Here is a 17,285-nt window from a genome sequence, read left to right on the forward strand (position 1 = left end):
GCTTATTTCTCGCTCAAGGTTGCACTGTTCAGCATGACCGGCTCGGGCATCGGCAGCGTATGGTGGGCCGTAACCCCGGTTGTTTTGCTGATTTCTTCTTTTATATCTATTTGCTTAATCAGACGGCCATCCATCTTCAGCACCTTTATTGTATATGATCCGATGCGAATGGATTCGCCAGCCTCAATATCAATGTTTTCTTTCAATATCAGGCCGCCGATGGTGTCCACGTCTTCTTGAATCGATGTGCCAAGAAGGCTGTTCACCTGATCCATGCGAACCTTTCCATCCATAACATAATGGCGGTCGCCAAGCTTTTGGATCAACGGCTGTTCGTCTTCATCAAATTCATCTCTGATCTCGCCCACAATTTCTTCAAGAATGTCCTCTGTCGTGACAAGTCCCGAGGTTCCGCCGTATTCATCCGACAAAATCGCCATATGAATGCGTTCACGCTGCATTTTAATCAGCAGATCATGAACCGGAATTGTTTCAATGACTTCGATCACTGGCCGCACATACGGATGGATCGTCATTTTCATTCTTTCCTCTTCTGTCATAAACAGCAAATCAGAAAACAAATGCTTCGTATTGACCAAGCCGATTACACTGTCTTTGTCCCCATCTGTGACAGGCCAGCGGGTGTATTTTTCTTTCAGCATAACCTCCAGCATCTCGGCCATTGTCATATCTGTTGATACAGCGGCCATTTCCTTCCGCGGTATCATAATTTCTTTGGCAATGCGGTTATCAAATTCAAAAATCTTATTCACATATTTATATTCAGACGGATTAATCTCTCCGTTTTTTAAACTCTCAGACAACAGCATTCTGAGTTCTTCTTCAGAATGAGAACCCTCATGTTCTGACGCCGGCTTTAAACCAAACATGCCGCATAAAAGCCGCGCCGATCCATTCAGGATCCAAATAAACGGAAACAGAAGCAAATAGAATAGTCGCAACGGACCCGCTATCAGCAAGGTTAGCTGTTCAGCCTTTTGAATCGCGACCGTTTTCGGGGCCAGTTCACCTACAACAACATGCAGAAATGTAATCAAGCCGTACGCGACCGCAAAAGAGACTGCATGAGAAACCGATTCCGGCAGGCCGAGCTGTTCAAACAATGGGTGCAGCAGCCGTTCAAATGCCGGCTCCCCCAGCACGCCGAGTCCAATTGATGTCACTGTAATGCCCAGCTGGGATGCAGATAAATATTCATCCAAATCTGTAATGACACGCTTTGCGAGTATCGCCCGTTTGTTTCCTTCTGTTATAAGCTGATCAATTTTGGATCTCCTTACTCTAACAATCGCAAACTCACTTGCGACGAAAAATGCAGTTAAAGCAATGAGCACACCAATTAAAATCAGACTGTCAATATCGTCCATTTAACCTTATCCCCTCATTAAAGGATAAGGAGTCACCTCCTGATATAATCATTTTTCCTTAACATTGAGGTACGCGGTGTATTGTTGCCTAAGCAGAGGGCCCCATCATACCACCTCCAAGTCAAAGTTTGATTATAAATTGTATATTTTATTGTAACACAACTCATTCCAAAAATGATTTTTAATTTTTAGACTTTTATCATAGGACAGACTATTGATTTATCTGGCCAGCAGGTACTCAATATCCGATATAGCCTTTCAACCTCTGGCTCTGCACCTGTAAAGATGCTAAAACTATTGGCAAGACGCTGTTTACTGAAATATCAGACATTTATCTGTTTTTCAAGCTGAACCCCGTTTAAGACGGAACAATTGGTGACCGTTAGATCATTTGAATGCTTAAAAGATGCGTCTGTCACGCAACGCAGGCAAGGGCCAGTAATTGACTTATCCAGTTTACATTATAAATGGGTTTTTCTTCATTTTGATAGCTCTGCTGTTATGATTGAATTTGGCGGTTTATCTAAAGGAGAGATAAAATCAGGAATTGAAAAACGGGGCAAAGCTTGGGGCATACGACAAATAAAAAAGATAACAGCCTCAAATAGCTGTTATCTTTTTGTCTGAGATGGCCTATGAAAAATCTTTATATAAGGCAATAAAGATGTCGCGTGATTTTTTGATCTGCTCCAGCGGCACACTGAAGGATAAACGGAAGTGCCCTTTCATCCCAAAACCGCTGCTCGGTACAATTAACAATTTATACTTTTGCGCTGCATGCACACAAAATGCGACTTCATCTTCAATTGGCGACTTCGGAAAAACGAAGAAACCGCCTTTTGGCATTTCAAATTCAAAACCGGCTTCCTTTAAAATATCAACCATGAGATCCCTGCGCTCTTTATAAGCGCTTGCGTCTATTCTTAAATCATCCATTCTCGCCACAGCCCGCTGCATCATGACAGGTGCATTTACAAATCCAAGCGTTCGATTGCAGTACACAAAAGCGTTTATCAAAAGGCCGGCATCCGGCATGCTGCTGTCTAAGCCGATATAACCGAGCCTCTCCCCTGCTATGCCGAGGTCTTTACTGAATGAGCTCGCCAAAATGACACGGTGATACGATTGAAACGGATTTGCCAGTTCTTCATCATAAATCAGCTGACTGTACGGTTCATCAAACAGCACATAGATGGTTTGGCCGTTTGTCTCTTCGATCTTTTTTAACAGAGCGCCTAGATCATCTATATTTTTCTGGCTGAGTACGGTTCCCGTCGGGTTATGCGGTGTATTCAGGATGAGACCTTTCGTCTGCGGGGTGATCGCCTGCCTGACCGCTTCAATGTCAATCTCGAACCGGGCTGTCAGCGGGCAGCTGACAGCCTTCCCGCCATAGTTCTCAATATACAATTTATATTCTGCAAAATAAGGAGCGAGAATGATGACCTCTTCTCCCGGATTTAATATACTTTTTAATGCCACATTCAATGCGCCGCCCGCACCTACTGTCATGACAACGCGCTCAGCTGAAAACTCGGCAGCAAAGCGGCCTGCCAGAAATTGCGCGACTTTTTCTCTAGCTTCAGGAAGGCCCTGATTTTGTATGTATCCGTGGTTTCCTTTTTCAGCTTCTTCTATTAATGCTCTCGTAAAGGCTTCAGGCGGTTCAACGACCGGGTTGCCGATTGAAAAATCAAACACCTGGTCATTCCCGAACTCTTTCTTCAGTCTCGCTCCTTCATCGAACAGCTTTCGAATCCACGATCCTTTATTTAGGTTCTCTTCAATTTGCCGCGATAAACCAGCCAATCTCATCTGTCCCTTCTGCACATATAAATTGAAAATTCTATCTATCTATGTTACTTCAAACAGAATTCGGATGCCACAATTTCCATATCCGGCATCTCAAAAAAACAATAAACTTGTGTAAGGCACCCTTCATATATTAAACTATTCTCATAACTATAACGTGATGGTTGGGAGGGATTTAGATGGGGCTGAGACTTATCGTATCAGTGAACTAGCGGCACTTGCCGGGGTAACGAAACGAACAGTTGATTATTATACGAATCTTGGTCTGCTGACGCCGGCCAGATCCTGTTCAAATTATCGTTACTACGATGAAAACGCACTTAAACGACTCATATTTATTGTAGATTGCAAGCAGCAGCGATTGGCCCTGTCCGATATTAAAGATCGACTGGAGAACCAGTTTCCCTCTTCAGCCATAGATCGTGATGAAATTGGAAATCTGGCATCTGAAATTGATTATATGAATCAAAACATCTCCGGAATCTTGCATCGGTTTGAACGGCTGGAGCCTAAGGATCGTGACAAGCTGAAAAGCAAACTTACACCCGAAAAACTCGCCGTATTCCAATCATTTATGCTGCTGTTAAGTTAAAACCATTTTACTAACAGGAGGTGTTACCTTCATTCTCATTGTAGAGTGAAGGTTCTAATTGGATATTGTTAATTTGATTTTAGTCGCCGTTTTAATCGCGCTGACGGCATTTTTCGTAGCATCTGAGTTTGCCATTATCAGGATCAGAGGCTCACGGATTGATCAGTTGATCGCGGAAGGAAATAAATCAGCCATTGCCGCAAAAAAAGTGACCACGCACCTTGATGAATATTTATCAGCGTGTCAGCTGGGAATTACATTGACTTCGATTGGATTAGGGGTTTTAGGCGAATCGACGATTGAAAGGCTTCTTCACCCGCTTTTCGTACAGATGAACATGCCAGGTTCACTGTCTCACGTCATCTCATTCATCCTTGCCTACGCCATCATTACTTTCCTGCACGTCGTTGTGGGAGAATTGGCGCCTAAGACGGTCGCAATTCAGAAAGCTGAAGCAGTGTCCATGCTGTTTGCCAAACCGCTGATTTGGTTCTACCGCATTATGTTCCCATTTATTTGGGTGCTAAACAACTCAGCACGATTATTGACGAAAGCTTTCGGCTTGGAGACCGTTTCTGAAAATGAACTGGCTCACTCCGAAGAAGAATTGCGGATTATCTTATCCGAAAGCTATAAAAGCGGAGAAATCAACCAATCAGAATTTAAATACGTGAATAAGATATTTGAATTTGACGACAGGCTCGCGAAAGAAATTATGATTCCAAGAACCGAAATTGTCAGCCTGCCGCACGATATTACGATCGCTGACATGATGGAAATCATTCAAATTGAAAAATATACCCGATACCCTGTAGAAGAGGGCGATAAAGATAATATTATCGGGGTTATTAATATTAAAGAAGTGCTGACCGCCTGCATCAGCGGCGAGGTTTCTGTTGATTCCACCATCTCTCAATTCGTGAATCCGATCATTCATGTGATTGAATCTGCGCCGATCCATGATTTGCTTGTCAAAATGCAAAAAGAAAGAGTCCACATGGCAATCCTGTCAGATGAATACGGCGGAACTGCCGGACTGGTGACCGTAGAGGACATTATTGAAGAAATCGTTGGCGAAATCCGCGATGAGTTTGATATTGATGAAATCAGCGAAATCCGCAAAATCGGCGAAGGCCATTACATGCTGGACGGTAAAGTCTTGATCGACCAAGTGAACGACCTGCTCGGCATTCATTTAGAGAATGAAGAAGTCGATACGATCGGCGGCTGGTTCCTTACTCAGAAATACGATGTTGAAAAGAACGATTCAATTATCGAAGAAGGCTGTGAATTTATTATTAATGAAATTGACGGCCACCACGTCGCTTATATTGAAGTGAAAAAGCTCGCAGCAGAAGAGCTGATAGAAGTTGGCGAGTCGAAAGAAGCATAATTTGAAAAAGACACCCTTTATTGAGGTGTCTTTTTTTATTCTGGTTCGTTTTTGACGTGATCATACCTCTTTTCTGAAAACTGCTGCTAATAAATCGGTCATCCGCGGGAACTCTAAAAAGGTGCAACTGCGAGAAAAAACGAACATCTCTGCATGATTATCGAAAAGGAGCGAAAACATGAAAGTTGTCGTAACTGGAGCAGCAGGTAAAATCGGACGCTGGGCTGTCAGAACAATATTAGAGGCCGGCCATGATGTGACAGCATCAGACAGAGTATTAAAAGAAGAATCCGCATCGAAAAAATTTATTCAAGCTGATTTACGGGATTACGGTCAGGTATGTCAGCTAATTATGGGCAGTGACGCTGTGATTCACCTTGGGAATATCCCTACAGATGTCAGGAATACATCACAGGCGATATTTGAAAATAATATGCTTGTTAATTTCAATATTCTGGAAGCCTGTAAAGATTTTAAAATCCGTAAGCTTGTGTGGGCTTCAAGTGAAACGGTGCTGGGATATCCATTTGTGCCGGACGAGCTCAGTTACCTTCCCGTAGACGAGGAGCATCCAACGATCGTAAAGTCATCTTATGCGATGGCAAAACGGCTGACCGAAATCCTCTCAGATATGTATTCAAAGCTGATCAATACACAAATTGTCACTCTCCGCTTTGCGAATATATATGAGCCTGATGAGTACGAAAAAATCCCAGGCATGCACTGGAACGAGCAGCAAAAGGATATTCAAAAGAAAAATGCATGGGCGTATTGTGATGTCAGGGATGCTGCACATGCTTGCCTTCTAGCACTCGAAAAAAACAATCTCGGAAATGACGTCTTCCATATTACTGCACCCGATACCATCATGAAAGAGCCGAGTGAAGACTTAGTAAAACGATTTTTCCCCGATGTATCTTTAAAGAGAGATATAAAAGGATATGAAACGCTGATGGCAATCGATAAAGCCAAAAAGGTCCTTGGCTATGAACCGCGTTATACATGGCGTTCTGTATTAAATAATGACGGCTCTCTTAAAGCACTGCCAGAGGATCAGCTATCATTATCAAAAATATAAACATCACAAAAAAGCAGCAGGCGATCACCGGACTCCTGCTGCTTTTTTTATATCATAATCATCTAAATTGATATCCAAATCCATTTTGAGGGCCATCTTTGCCAACTGCTCCCCCATATAGGGGCCCATTGTTAAACCAGACGATCCAAGGCCGTTTGCCACTATGATCCCATTCCAGCCGGGAAGAGATCCGATCACCGGCACATCTCCTGGTGTAAAGGGGCGTAAGCCGACTCTTGCCTCTTGAAAGGTGCTGTTCGCTAAGCCGGGAGCCATTTCTAATCCTTTGCTCAGAAGTTCCTGCAGCCCGCCAGCCGTTATCCGTACATCACGTCCGCCTATCTCATCTTCACGTGTCGCACCGATCGCTATTCTATTGTCATGATAAGCTAAAAGATATTCTTTGGAAGGCGGCATCACTGCAGGCCAGCTGTCGATATGATTTACATTCGGCACCTGCACATACACAATTTGCGCTTTTTGCACACTTACTTTGAAGCGAATTCCCAAAGGCGCTAACAATTGGTCTGCCCAAACACCGGCACAAACAATAACCTCGTCAGAAGAATAGATTTCATTACCGACAGTTACGCCTGTGACATGATTCGAATGATGTCGAAGCGCAGCATCACCTTTTAAAATGACTGCGCCGTTTCTTTGAGCAGATCTCAATAATGTATCTCGCAGCACTTCTCCATCCACGCGGGCGGCTCCGCTTATATGAACAGAATGGTACCGTTCAGCCAGCAGAGGAAACAAATTAGCGGTTTGGTTTTCATGAAGAGAGGTAATCTCACCCATTTCCGCGGCAGCTTGTTTACGCTCCCGCACACGTTTTTCGATCTTTTCTATCTTTTCTTTATCGTGATGAATACTGAGAGCACCGACTTGAGCATAACCAATGTCCGTCTCGCCTTCTTTTCTAAGTTCTTCTATGAACCGAGGATAAAAGCGCGCTCCGTCCTTTGCCAGCCGGTACCAAGCCTGATCACGGCGAGGAGACAGCCATGGACAGATAATGCCTTTCGCTGCATGGGTGGCCTGGCCCTTATCTTTCCGATCTATAACCAGAACCTCTGCACCCATTTTGGCTAGCTGATATGCTGTTGATGCTCCCAAAATTCCAGCCCCGACTATTATAATTTTTTTCATGATTCGTAACCTTTCCCAATGATCAATACCTCATTTAGTATAGCTAATGGACCAGGAAATTATAAACAATCGGGAAATGGATGAATGCAATGACTGATGAATTAAAGTTGTTCCAGCTTCTTTTCAAGCTCTTTAATGCTGTTATTCAAAGCCTCTGTCATAGCCGCCAGCCTTTCCTTAGACGGAAGATGGGCAAAATCGGCCTGCTGCAAAGGTTTACCGATAATCAGCTTCATTTTTCCTTTTTTGAACAACGCCTTTCCGCTTGAAGGTCCTTTATAAGCGGCCGGAACAAGGGGCGCTTTCCCCATTTGCGCAATTGTCACTGCGCCTCTTTTTAAAGGCACATCCTCAGAGGTTCTTGTTCCGCTTGGGAAGATTCCGACAATTTCTCCTTCTTTCAGCAGCTTAATCGGCGTTTTAATGCTGCTTGGCCCGGGATTTTCCCGGTCTACCGGAAAGGCATGAATTTTCTGCAGAAACGAACCGATCCATTTATTTTGAAAAAGCTCTTTTTTCGCCATGTAGTGTATTTGATAAGGAAGAATCCCGACTCCGAGTGTGATCACATCAACCCAGCCAGAGTGTGTACACGCGATGACAAAACCTGAATCGGCCGGAAGGTTTTCTTTGTTATACACCTTCACTCCTCCGCGAAGAGAAAGAATAACTTTTAAAGCATTTGCACAAAACTTATACATATCGCACTTCCTTTGTCGTAATCAATGATTCTTTCTGTTACTTATTATAACAACATTTTTTATTACCTGGTACTAATTTTTAAGATTTCTCTTTTCTTAACGTCAAAAAGCTGAGGAATCATCCTCAGCTTTTTGTTATATGCCCTCTCTTGTCGGAGGCGCCATAAATTCCGGTCCGACCGGGTTTGATATCGTATGTTCCAATATGGTATTGATGTCTTTTTTATCTTCACTGCTCAGCGTCCAACCGGTAATTTCGGATACCGCTTCTATTTGCTCAGGTTTTCTAGCCCCCCAAAGAGCGATTCCCGCTCCCGGCTGGTCTAAAATCCATCTGACGGCCAGATGAATCACTGATTTTCCATACCGTGTCTTCGCCAGCTCATCTAATTGATTGACAGCAGAAAGATACTCTCTAAATCTTGGCTTCTGGAATTTCGGATCGTGATTTCGGAGATCGTCTCCCTCAAACGATTGATCTTCTGTCATTTTTCCTGTTAACAGCCCTCTGCATAAACTGCCGTACAATAGTGTTGTCATCTGCTTGTCTTTCGCATACGGGAGCACATTCTCTTCAATTTCCCTTTCAAACAGATTGTAAGGAGGCTGGATTGTATGAAGCGGCGCAACAGCCCGAAATGTATCCATTTGTTCAACCGAAAAATTACTCACGCCGATTGCACGGATTTTCCCGGCATCATATAATTCCTTCATCACTTCTGCGGTTTCCTCTATCGGGACAAGCGGATCAGGCCAGTGCACCTGATATAGATCGATATAATCCGTCTGAAGCCGTTGCAGGGAATCCTCGACCTCCTGAATGATTCTCGCTCTGTTAGCATGGCGGAACAGCTGATTGTTTTTCCAATCCAGCGCCGTTTTAGTGGCAAGAACAACCTGATCTCTTGCCCCATGCTGCTTGATCGCCTTCCCGACAATTTCTTCGGACTGTCCGAAGCCATATGCCGGCGCGGTGTCAATCAGTGTGATCCCCTTATCAAGAGCGGCGCGGATGGTTTCGATCGATGTTTTTTCATCAGTGCCTCCCCACATGGTTCCGCCGATCGCCCATGTGCCGAGTCCAATTCGGGAGGCTTTTATTCCTGTGTCTGAGATACTGGTATATTCCATTGTGCCACTCCTTCACTTTTTCACTATGGTTTCCCTGATGGAAAAAATGTTAAACATTTCTCACCACTATCTTTCAGGGCAAATTTTCGGTACTATAGAGTAATGGTGTTTGATTACGTATTAAAAAGCCGTTTGCATGTAATGTGCAACTTTATACCTTTCTTATGCGTGTATAACATAGAGGGGAGAAAAGGCAGTGACGATCGATGAAATTTACCAAATGTACATGAATGATGTTTACAGGTTCCTGCTCTCCATGACAAAAGACAAGCATCTTGCCGAAGACTTGCTGCAGGAAACCTTTATGCGGGCATACATACACATTCACTCCTATGATCACAGCAAAGTAAAGCCCTGGCTTTTTCAAGTGGCGCGGAACGCCTTCATTGATTACGTCAGAAAGCATAAGAAAGAAGTAACCATTTCTGATGATTTGATTGGAAGTCTCTTTCAGACTGCTGTTCAGAGCCCTGCCCATCAGGTAGAGATAAAGGAAGTGCTGACTGGTTATATGTCCGAGCTCCCCGATAACTATCGGGAGGCGTTAACACTATATTATTTAAAAGAATTAAATTACAAAGAAGCATCCCATATTATGAATATTTCAGAGGCGAATTTTAAAAGTGTTTTGTTTCGTGCCAGACAGCGGCTGAAAGCACTTTATAATAGAGGTGTTAATGATGAATGAAGAATTTAAAAAGCGTTTTGATCAATATAAAAACGGTGAAATGAGCGATCAGGAAATGACCGCGTTTGAAGAGGAACTTGAGAAGCTCGAAGTGTATCAGGAACTGATTGATAGTGAGCTGCCAGACGATCATGATTGGGATGTCGACATCAGTCCTGAAAAACAAAAAGCCATTCTGGCCTACGGCAAACGGAAGTCATATTTGCGTATTTCCGCGCTTGCCGTCATTTCGACATTAATGATTTTGCCGCTATGTACGCTGGGAAGCTACCTCTATTACGGAATGGGAGGAAAACACAGCACCGGCAATGAATTTATGGAAACTGCCGCAGTCACTGTAGCCCTGACTATGCCAAATGTTCTTGTCGATACTTCTGGACTGAAGAGCCAGGTGAAGCTGTTTGGCATGAATACAGAATTCCCGCTGCAAAAACAGATTGGCACGAAAACGGCCGCCGTGGGGAATGAACGGGTGGAAATGTTTTATGACAGAGTGAAAGCGCCGGTCGTCAACTACTATGACTTAGAAATCCATAAAGCTGGCCATTACTTTACACACCCATCAAGCGGATCTGAACAAACAACCGCAAAAGCGGAAAAAACATTAAAAACTTTGCCTGAAGGGACTGTTTCCGAGGTCTACCTTTCTTATGACCGGGCATATCCGACAAAAGAAGTGTATAAAAAATTCAGCGGCTATGATGTAAGCTTTTTGTGGAACGCGGTTGAAACAGAGAACAATACAAAGGATACCCCTTACGCAGAGCCGCTTGGCTACCCAGGGAAAGATTCAAAGTTCCTGACTGCGCTTAATACAAAAGGCAAGTCAAACGGCGACCAATTTATCGATGCTTTAACTTACATATCGAAGCACGAGAAATGGGCGCAGGTCATCTCAAAACGAAAAGATTTAAAAGTGGACTCCCGGTTGGATTATGTAGAGAAAAATGGTGTTAATGTATACGGCTCAGTCGTTACAGGACCGACCAAGGAAATCCAGCGCATGCTGAAAAACAAATCAGTAAAATCAGCAAATGTCGGCGAGGTGGAATTATGGAATTGGTAAGAATTTTTAAAGAACATAATGTATTTGGCTGGATATCTGTCGGGACAGCAATTCTGTCTTTGCTCTTGCTTAATTTGGCGATTATCAGCAATGTGACCTCTTATTCTTATCAAATGCTGCCGTTTGCCATGGCCGCCGTTCCGTTTGGCGTTATCGAGCTTTTCATCAAAAGAGGACGCACGGGTCCCGGTCTGCTCGGCGTTGTACTTAATCTCTTTGTGATTATCTGTGTGTATACGATCGTATCTGTGGATACCAACTTACAGTTTGGCTTTTAGCAGAAAAGACGCCTGAAACGGCGTCTTTTTTTATTACAGTTGTTTTCTGAATAAATAGCTTTCAATCGTAAATCCCATTTTATCCGTATAAAATCTGTGGGCGTCTTTGCGCTGAAGGCCTGATGAAAGACCGACAAGAGGATAGCCCGCATCTCCCGCCCAGTTTGCCGTATAATCCAAAAGAAGTTTGCCGTACCCTTTAGATCTGTAAAGCCCGCTTGTGACAAGATCCGCTATCCATACGTACTCTCCTTTATGAAGCGAAACCCTTGGCAGCGCGCCGCACAGCGCCCTGATCGCTTTATCCTCATATAAGGCAAACAGCATATACGACTCTTTTTGGACACAGCGTTCCAGCCTATGTAAATACGTCTCTTCATCCAGCTCTGTTCTTAATTCGTGCATCACCGGATAAGCTTCCATCCACTCTTCTCTCTTCGTTAATTGTTTGATATGAAGCATCTTATCAATCCCCTCTCCATTCGTTACAATGATGATATCCGATTTATGGCATTCACCAAATAGCCAAAACCTGAAAAAATGACCACGCCAGATGCAAAGGAGAGATAAAATGGATATCACGCCGTTTCTGGACAAAACAAGCAAAACACCGCTGTATGAACAGCTTTACACCTATTTCAAACATGAAATGATACATGCCAGAATCACCAAGGGAATGAGGCTTCCGTCAAAACGAAGGCTCTCCGGCTTGCTCGGTGTCAGCACGGCAACGGTAGAACGCGCCTACGAGCAATTAACCGCTGAAGGATATGTCAAAAGCCAGCCTAAAATCGGCTGGTTTGCGGCAGAAATTGAACCTGAGTTTCCGGCTGCTCCAGTATCATATCAACCGCCTCCTCAATTGGTCACTCATAAAGAAATAGAACCTGTTATTAACTTTCACCAAGGAAATGTCGATCCGGTCCACTTTCCCTTTAACGCTTGGCGAAAAAGCATAGTGAAAAGTCTCGATCTGTATTCTGAACAATTTCACACCTCAGGCGATCCTCAAGGAGAACCTGCACTCAGAGAAATGATAGCCCGATTTGTCAGACTGTCACGCGGTGTCAATTGTGACCCCAGCCAGATTATTATCGGAGCAGGCACTACCGCCCTTCTGCAAATTCTTTGCCTTACGCTACAGCCGGGAACAAAAATCGGTTTTGAAGAACCGGGATTTCACCGTTCAAGACGAATGTGTGAGGCCAATCACATGAACGTGATTCCCATTTGCACTGATGAAGAAGGAGTCCTGCCGGCTAGCCTTACACACGAGAGCCCGCATCTTGTCTATACGACTCCCTCGCATCAATTCCCGCTCGGGAGCATAATGACGATCGCCCGAAGACAGGAACTGTTATCTTGGGCAAAAGAGGCAAACTCATTTATTATTGAGGATGATTATGATGGAGAATTCCGCTACAGCGGGCAGCCCATTCCATCTCTGCAAGGCCTTGACCCGAATGGCAGGGTCATTTATCTCGGCACTTTTTCAAAATCATTGCTCCCTTCCTTGCGGATCAGCTATATGATTCTTCCTGCTGCACTTATTGAACCCGTAAGAAAAAATGCGCTTTTGATGAAACAGACGGTCTCTTCCCATAATCAATTGGCATTGGCAGATTTCATTGAAAACGGCGAATGGCAAAAGCATTTGAACAGGATGAGATCCTTGTATCGAAAAAAACATGCTGTTCTGCTGGAAGCGATACGAACTGAACTGGGAGACAGTGTGGAGGTTCTCGGAAAAAACTCGGGGCTTCACATCCTGCTCCGGCTCATGTTTTCAGCCAGTGAGGATGAAGCGATAAAAGCCGCTGCCAAAAACAGAGTGAATGTCTATCCGGTATCTCCATCGTACAAAAGCCAGCCGCCGTATGTTTCTGTCTTAATCGGTTATGGAGGGCTTTCTGAAGAGGACATCTGGCTCGGTATCAAAAAGCTGAAAACCGCATGGGAGCCGCTGATGAAATCATAAAAAACAAAAACACAGGCCCCCATCGGAGCCTGTTTTTCTAAAAGGATATAATGCCGATTAAATTTAAGAACACAATAATAATAGCCAGCGGCACAACGAAACGGAGCAAATAAAACCATATATAAAAGAATGCTTTTCCGGGATGCGATCCTTGTCTCATTTCTGCCCACAGCTCCTGTTTTGATATTTTCAGCGGAATGAAAATAGAAATTAACAGGGCGCCTAATGGTAGCAGAACATTGCTGACGGTAAAATCGACAACGTCAAAAAACGTCTTATCAAATATGCGCACATCGCTCAGCATGCCATAAGATAAGCAAGATGGGATACCGACTAAGAAGATTAAAAACCCGCTTGTCCATGACAGTTTTTTCCTCTTCGTTTCATCGCCTTTGCCGATAATGGCTACAATCATTTCCACCATTGAAAAAGCAGAGGTCAGTGCGGCAAATAAAAATGCGACAAGAAAGCCGATGAAAAACAGGATGCCGAACGGAAGCTGTTCAAAAACGGCCGGAAGCACTGTAAACAGCAAAGTCGGACCTTCATTCGGCTCCAATCCGAAGGAGAATACCGCAGGAAAAATAGCCAGGCCTGCCAAAAGTGTCACAATGATATTCATGACGACAATGGAGGCTGCAGAACGCGGGATATTTTGCGTTTTCGGCAGATAGGAGCTGTAAGTCACCATGACCGAAACCCCCAGTGTTAACGTAAAGAAAGCCTGTCCCAGCGCAAATAAAACAGACTCCGGCGTCAAATCGCCGAAATGAGGCACAAGCAAAAATTTCACGCCTTCAATCGCATGATCCAGCGTGAGCGACCGAAGAACAAGCAGGACAAACAATATAAACAAAATCGGCATCATCACCGCGCTTACCCGTTCAATCCCTTTTTGAACCCCTCTGGCGACAACCAGCACAGTCAGCACCATAAAGATAAGCTGAGCCGCGAGCGTCTGCACGGGATTTTGAATAACAGAACCAAAAAGTGCACCGTACTGTTCCTGGGTGAGTCCGGACAGTGAACCTGATGCTGTTTTCACTATATATAGTAAAATCCATCCTCCGATAACACTGTAAAACGATAAAACTAAGAAACAAGCCGCTACGCCGACCCATCCTGTGAGAAACCAAGCGGTTCGCGGCGCTTCTTTTTTATATGCATCAATGGCATTCGTTTGGTTCCGTCTTCCAAAGATAAATTCTCCCACTAAAAGCGGATAGCCCAAGAGAATGGTAAATAGCACAAAAATAAGGAAAAAGGCGCCTCCTCCATTCGTCCCCGCTACATAAGGGAACTTCCAAATCGCGCCTAAGCCGATGGCTGATCCAGCGGCAGCCATGACGAAACCGATTTTTGAAGCCCATTGGACTGGTTTTTGCTCAGACAATGATGTCACTTCCTTTCCAGCCTATATTATCTCTTATTTTCATGCTTATTTCTATATATTCATTTGATGAGAATAGAAAAGAGAGCGGCCAGTGTAAGCCGCTCTCTTCTTTGAGAGTTATTGATTTAATTTTGAATGCTTTCTTGAATATAAGAAATAGATCGCCAAGCCAATTAACAGCCACACAAGGAAGCGGACAATCGTCACCCATCCAAGATTAAAAATTAAAAACAGGCAGAAAAGAATTGCTAAGCCCGGGATAACCGGAACCCCCGGACATTTAAAAGCTCTCGGGAGATCAGGCTGTTTCTTTCTCAATACGATAACCGCCACAGAAATCAGCACAAACGCTGACAGCGTACCGATGTTTACCAGCTTGGCAAGCTCATCAAGCGGAACAAGTGAACCGAGAAGCGCCGACATAATGCCGAAAAACCAAGTCGCAACATAAGGTGTTTTATGCTTCGGATGAACCTTAGAAAGCGAGCCCGGAACCAGACCGTCACGAGACATAGCAAACATAACGCGTGTCTGTCCATAAAGCATCACAAGCATAACCGTTGTCATTCCCAAAACCGCGCCGATATCGATAATGCCTGCCACCCAGTTTTGCCCCGCGCTTTGAAGAACGAGAGAAACCGGATGATCGACGCCTGCAAACTGGACAAACGGAACAACCCCTGTCATGATGGCTGATACAGTCACATATAAAATCGTACAAGCCAATAATGAGAAAATAATTCCTTTCGGCAGATCCTTCCCAGGGTTTTTCGTCTCTTCCGCAGCAGAGGATACAGCGTCAAATCCGATAAAAGCAAAGAAAACGAGCGCCGCTGCGCTGAATACGCCGCCAAAGCCCATTGGCATAAACGGCTGCCAGTTATCCGGCTTCACGTAAACAGCTGCCACCGCAATAAATAAGAGAACGACCAGCACTTTTAAAATTACCATTATGTTGTTGACTCTTTTAGATTCTCTGATACCTAAATAAAGCAAATACGTAATCGCAAGAACGATGACGAACGCAGGCAGATTAAAAATGGTAAATGTTCCTTTTACAGCCCCCGGAGCAGCCGTTAAGGCAACCGGAAGATGAATGCCCAGCCCGGACAAAAATGATTGAAAATACCCGGACCACCCGACTGAAACGGCACTTACCGCCAGCATATACTCTAAAATTAAATCCCACCCGATAATGAAGGCCAAAAGTTCTCCCATTGTAGCATAAGTAAATGTGTACACGGAACCTGAGACAGGCACACTTGAAGCAAATTCAGCATAAGACAAAGCAGCGAATAAACAAGCCAGCGCTGCGACAACAAATGAAACGGTCAGTCCGGGTCCGGCAGTTACTGCCCCTGTTCCCGTCAGTACAAAAATCCCAGTACCAATAATGGCCCCAATCCCAAGCAGTGTTAAGTCAAATGCCCCCAATTCTCTTTGTAAGGATTTTTCCCCATTTGTTGCAGCGATTAAATCTTGTATGCTTTTCTTCCTAAATACGCTTCCTTTCATTCCCCTTCAACTCCTAGCTGATGTATTCTTTATATTTTATTTGAATTTTCTGAATTCATGAGCGGTAATGGCCGTTTTTCTTTTTTTCTACTATATTTGTACTGGTGATAAATCATTCCTTTCTCCTACTCAATATTATATATAAAAATCCGAAAATGAAAACTAAATTTTTTAAAAATTCGACAAATTTCTGCAGGAATCTATTTTCATGCACAAAAAAAACCAGCAGATTTGCTGGTTTTTTTGTACATTATGTTGAAATAAAACGGCCGCCATTTACATGAATCGTCTGTCCCGTCATATAGGAAGATTCGTCAGATGCGAGCAAGACGTATGCCCCCGCATGCTCAACCGGCTGTCCCGGTCTGCCCATCGGTGTATCAAGTCCATGCTGTTTCACTTTTTCTTCCGGGAATGTCGCCGGAATCAGCGGTGTCCAAATCGGACCGGGCGCCACCGCATTCACTCTGATGCCTTTATCCGCAAGAGATTTGCTCATTGATCGTGTAAAGGAGACAATTGCCCCCTTTGTACTGGAATAATCAATTAATGCGGTATCCCCTTCATAAGCGGTAATCGAGGTCGTATTAATGATTGCGCTACCTTCTTTCAAATGGGGCAAAGCTTTCTTTGTCATATGAAACATTGAAAAAATGTTCGTGCGGAAGGTTTTTTCAAGCTGCTCTGTTGAAATATCAAGAATACTGTCCTGCGGGTGCTGTTCAGCTGCGTTGTTAACCAAAATATCCAGCTTCCCAAAATGGTCTACGGTTTGCTGTACAGCCTGTTCACAATGCTTCTCATCTCCGACGTCACCCGGAATCAGCAGGCAGCGGACGTTTTCCTGTTCAATCTGTTTTCGCGTTTCCTCCGCGTCAGAATGTTCGTCCAGATAAAGAATGGAGACGTCCGCCCCTTCTTTTGCGTACGCGATTGCTGCCGCTCTCCCGATTCCGCTGTCGCCTCCTGTAATGATTGCGACTTTTCCTTTCAGTTTTCCGCTTCCTTTATAATCACGGTCCTCTGATAAAGGAAGCGGATTCATTTCGGACTCAATACCCGGCTGCCGGTCCTGCCGCTGCGGTTCTTGTCCTTCTGTTTGTCTGTCCATTGGGTTCAT

General features: G+C 44.2%; 16 protein-coding genes. 7 read left to right on the forward strand and 9 right to left on the reverse strand.

Translation table 11 applies throughout. From position 1 onward, the window contains the following. Positions 1-2 precede the first annotated feature (2 nt). Together LNN34_RS11330 and LNN34_RS11335 are read right to left on the reverse strand one after the other, a co-directional pair. Positions 3-1,388 (reverse strand): hemolysin family protein, encoded by a 1,386-nt coding sequence (locus tag LNN34_RS11330; RefSeq protein ID WP_059336420.1) that lies wholly within the window; start codon positions 1,386-1,388, stop codon positions 3-5. A 633-nt stretch (positions 1,389-2,021) separates the two neighbouring features. Continuing rightward, on the reverse strand, positions 2,022-3,203 hold the full coding sequence (locus tag LNN34_RS11335; RefSeq protein ID WP_229043407.1) for a pyridoxal phosphate-dependent aminotransferase: 1,182 nt from the start codon (positions 3,201-3,203) through the stop codon (positions 2,022-2,024). 157 nt (positions 3,204-3,360) lie between these two features. Here LNN34_RS11335 and LNN34_RS11340 point away from each other — a divergent pair, with 157 nt between their 5' ends. The 3 genes from LNN34_RS11340 to LNN34_RS11350 all read left to right on the forward strand — a co-directional run bounded on the left by LNN34_RS11340 (position 3,361) and on the right by LNN34_RS11350 (position 6,263). Further along, positions 3,361-3,792, forward strand: coding sequence for a MerR family transcriptional regulator (locus tag LNN34_RS11340; RefSeq protein WP_229043479.1), 432 nt, complete (start codon positions 3,361-3,363; stop codon positions 3,790-3,792). Between the two features lie 58 nt (positions 3,793-3,850). Further along, positions 3,851-5,185 carry a hemolysin family protein gene (locus tag LNN34_RS11345; RefSeq protein WP_044156594.1) on the forward strand — a complete coding sequence of 445 codons (1,335 nt, stop codon included), beginning with the start codon at positions 3,851-3,853 and terminating at the stop codon, positions 5,183-5,185. Positions 5,186-5,363: 178 nt separating this feature from the next. After that, entirely contained in the window at positions 5,364-6,263 is a 900-nt protein-coding gene (locus LNN34_RS11350; protein ID WP_044156596.1) for an NAD-dependent epimerase/dehydratase family protein, read from the forward strand. Positions 6,264-6,287: 24 nt separating this feature from the next. Here LNN34_RS11350 and LNN34_RS11355 read toward each other — a convergent pair whose 3' ends face one another. The 3 genes from LNN34_RS11355 to LNN34_RS11365 form a co-directional block, all read right to left on the reverse strand. After that, positions 6,288-7,415, reverse strand: a complete 1,128-nt coding sequence (locus tag LNN34_RS11355) for an NAD(P)/FAD-dependent oxidoreductase (protein ID WP_059336424.1) — start codon at positions 7,413-7,415, stop codon at positions 6,288-6,290. A 101-nt stretch (positions 7,416-7,516) separates the two neighbouring features. Then, positions 7,517-8,116, reverse strand: coding sequence for a 1-acylglycerol-3-phosphate O-acyltransferase (locus LNN34_RS11360; protein WP_044156599.1), 600 nt, complete (start codon positions 8,114-8,116; stop codon positions 7,517-7,519). Positions 8,117-8,251: 135 nt separating this feature from the next. Further along, positions 8,252-9,247, reverse strand: a complete 996-nt coding sequence (locus LNN34_RS11365; protein WP_069486309.1) for an aldo/keto reductase — start codon at positions 9,245-9,247, stop codon at positions 8,252-8,254. A gap of 196 nt (positions 9,248-9,443) precedes the next feature. On the opposite strand from LNN34_RS11365, the gene sigM reads away from it, so the two are divergent. Genes sigM through LNN34_RS11380 form a run of 3 tightly spaced genes read left to right on the forward strand, consistent with a single transcriptional unit; the run spans position 9,444 to position 11,279 of the window. Beyond that, the gene (sigM, locus tag LNN34_RS11370; RefSeq protein WP_024120735.1) at positions 9,444-9,935 is read left to right on the forward strand and encodes an RNA polymerase sigma factor SigM; all 492 of its coding nucleotides are present in this window, start codon (positions 9,444-9,446) and stop codon (positions 9,933-9,935) included. Next, positions 9,925-11,001 (forward strand): anti-sigma factor, encoded by a 1,077-nt coding sequence (locus tag LNN34_RS11375; protein WP_082687947.1) that lies wholly within the window; start codon positions 9,925-9,927, stop codon positions 10,999-11,001. Before sigM ends, LNN34_RS11375 begins: the two co-directional genes overlap by 11 nt. Beyond that, the gene (locus LNN34_RS11380) at positions 10,989-11,279 is read left to right on the forward strand and encodes a hypothetical protein (protein WP_024120733.1); all 291 of its coding nucleotides are present in this window, start codon (positions 10,989-10,991) and stop codon (positions 11,277-11,279) included. The genes LNN34_RS11375 and LNN34_RS11380 overlap by 13 nt, the downstream gene beginning before the upstream one ends. A 33-nt stretch (positions 11,280-11,312) precedes the next feature. On the opposite strand, the gene LNN34_RS11385 is transcribed toward LNN34_RS11380, so the two are convergent. Beyond that, positions 11,313-11,741: a GNAT family N-acetyltransferase gene (locus LNN34_RS11385; protein ID WP_059293143.1), complete on the reverse strand. Its 429-nt coding sequence runs from the start codon at positions 11,739-11,741 to the stop codon at positions 11,313-11,315. Between the two features lie 109 nt (positions 11,742-11,850). Between LNN34_RS11385 and LNN34_RS11390 the strand changes: the two genes are divergently transcribed. Then, the gene (locus LNN34_RS11390; RefSeq protein ID WP_229043408.1) at positions 11,851-13,257 is read left to right on the forward strand and encodes a PLP-dependent aminotransferase family protein; all 1,407 of its coding nucleotides are present in this window, start codon (positions 11,851-11,853) and stop codon (positions 13,255-13,257) included. A gap of 37 nt (positions 13,258-13,294) precedes the next feature. On the opposite strand, the gene LNN34_RS11395 is transcribed toward LNN34_RS11390, so the two are convergent. The 3 genes from LNN34_RS11395 to LNN34_RS11405 form a co-directional block, all read right to left on the reverse strand. Continuing rightward, positions 13,295-14,650: a sodium-dependent transporter gene (locus tag LNN34_RS11395; protein WP_059352610.1), complete on the reverse strand. Its 1,356-nt coding sequence runs from the start codon at positions 14,648-14,650 to the stop codon at positions 13,295-13,297. 117 nt (positions 14,651-14,767) lie between these two features. Next, positions 14,768-16,165 carry a branched-chain amino acid transporter BcaP gene (gene bcaP / locus LNN34_RS11400; RefSeq protein ID WP_229043410.1) on the reverse strand — a complete coding sequence of 466 codons (1,398 nt, stop codon included), beginning with the start codon at positions 16,163-16,165 and terminating at the stop codon, positions 14,768-14,770. A 250-nt stretch (positions 16,166-16,415) separates the two neighbouring features. Continuing rightward, the gene (locus LNN34_RS11405; protein WP_024120728.1) at positions 16,416-17,285 is read right to left on the reverse strand and encodes an SDR family oxidoreductase; all 870 of its coding nucleotides are present in this window, start codon (positions 17,283-17,285) and stop codon (positions 16,416-16,418) included.

This window comes from Bacillus sp. AF23 (assembly GCF_020861455.1).
GTDB classification, from domain to species: Bacteria; Bacillota; Bacilli; order Bacillales; family Bacillaceae; genus Bacillus; species Bacillus halotolerans.

Coding starts and splice junctions, on each gene's coding strand:
- LNN34_RS11380 (WP_024120733.1), top strand. CDS start 10,989: ATGGAATTGGTAAGAATTTTTAAAGAACATAATGTATTTGGCTGGATA.
- LNN34_RS11355 (WP_059336424.1), bottom strand. CDS start 7,415: ATGAAAAAAATTATAATAGTCGGGGCTGGAATTTTGGGAGCATCAACA.
- LNN34_RS11330 (WP_059336420.1), bottom strand. CDS start 1,388: ATGGACGATATTGACAGTCTGATTTTAATTGGTGTGCTCATTGCTTTA.
- LNN34_RS11350 (WP_044156596.1), top strand. CDS start 5,364: ATGAAAGTTGTCGTAACTGGAGCAGCAGGTAAAATCGGACGCTGGGCT.
- LNN34_RS11365 (WP_069486309.1), bottom strand. CDS start 9,247: ATGGAATATACCAGTATCTCAGACACAGGAATAAAAGCCTCCCGAATT.
- LNN34_RS11360 (WP_044156599.1), bottom strand. CDS start 8,116: ATGTATAAGTTTTGTGCAAATGCTTTAAAAGTTATTCTTTCTCTTCGC.
- LNN34_RS11375 (WP_082687947.1), top strand. CDS start 9,925: ATGATGAATGAAGAATTTAAAAAGCGTTTTGATCAATATAAAAACGGT.
- LNN34_RS11335 (WP_229043407.1), bottom strand. CDS start 3,203: ATGAGATTGGCTGGTTTATCGCGGCAAATTGAAGAGAACCTAAATAAA.
- LNN34_RS11390 (WP_229043408.1), top strand. CDS start 11,851: ATGGATATCACGCCGTTTCTGGACAAAACAAGCAAAACACCGCTGTAT.
- LNN34_RS11340 (WP_229043479.1), top strand. CDS start 3,361: ATGGTTGGGAGGGATTTAGATGGGGCTGAGACTTATCGTATCAGTGAA.
- bcaP (WP_229043410.1), bottom strand. CDS start 16,165: ATGAAAGGAAGCGTATTTAGGAAGAAAAGCATACAAGATTTAATCGCT.
- LNN34_RS11385 (WP_059293143.1), bottom strand. CDS start 11,741: ATGCTTCATATCAAACAATTAACGAAGAGAGAAGAGTGGATGGAAGCT.
- LNN34_RS11405 (WP_024120728.1), bottom strand. CDS start 17,285: ATGAACCCAATGGACAGACAAACAGAAGGACAAGAACCGCAGCGGCAG.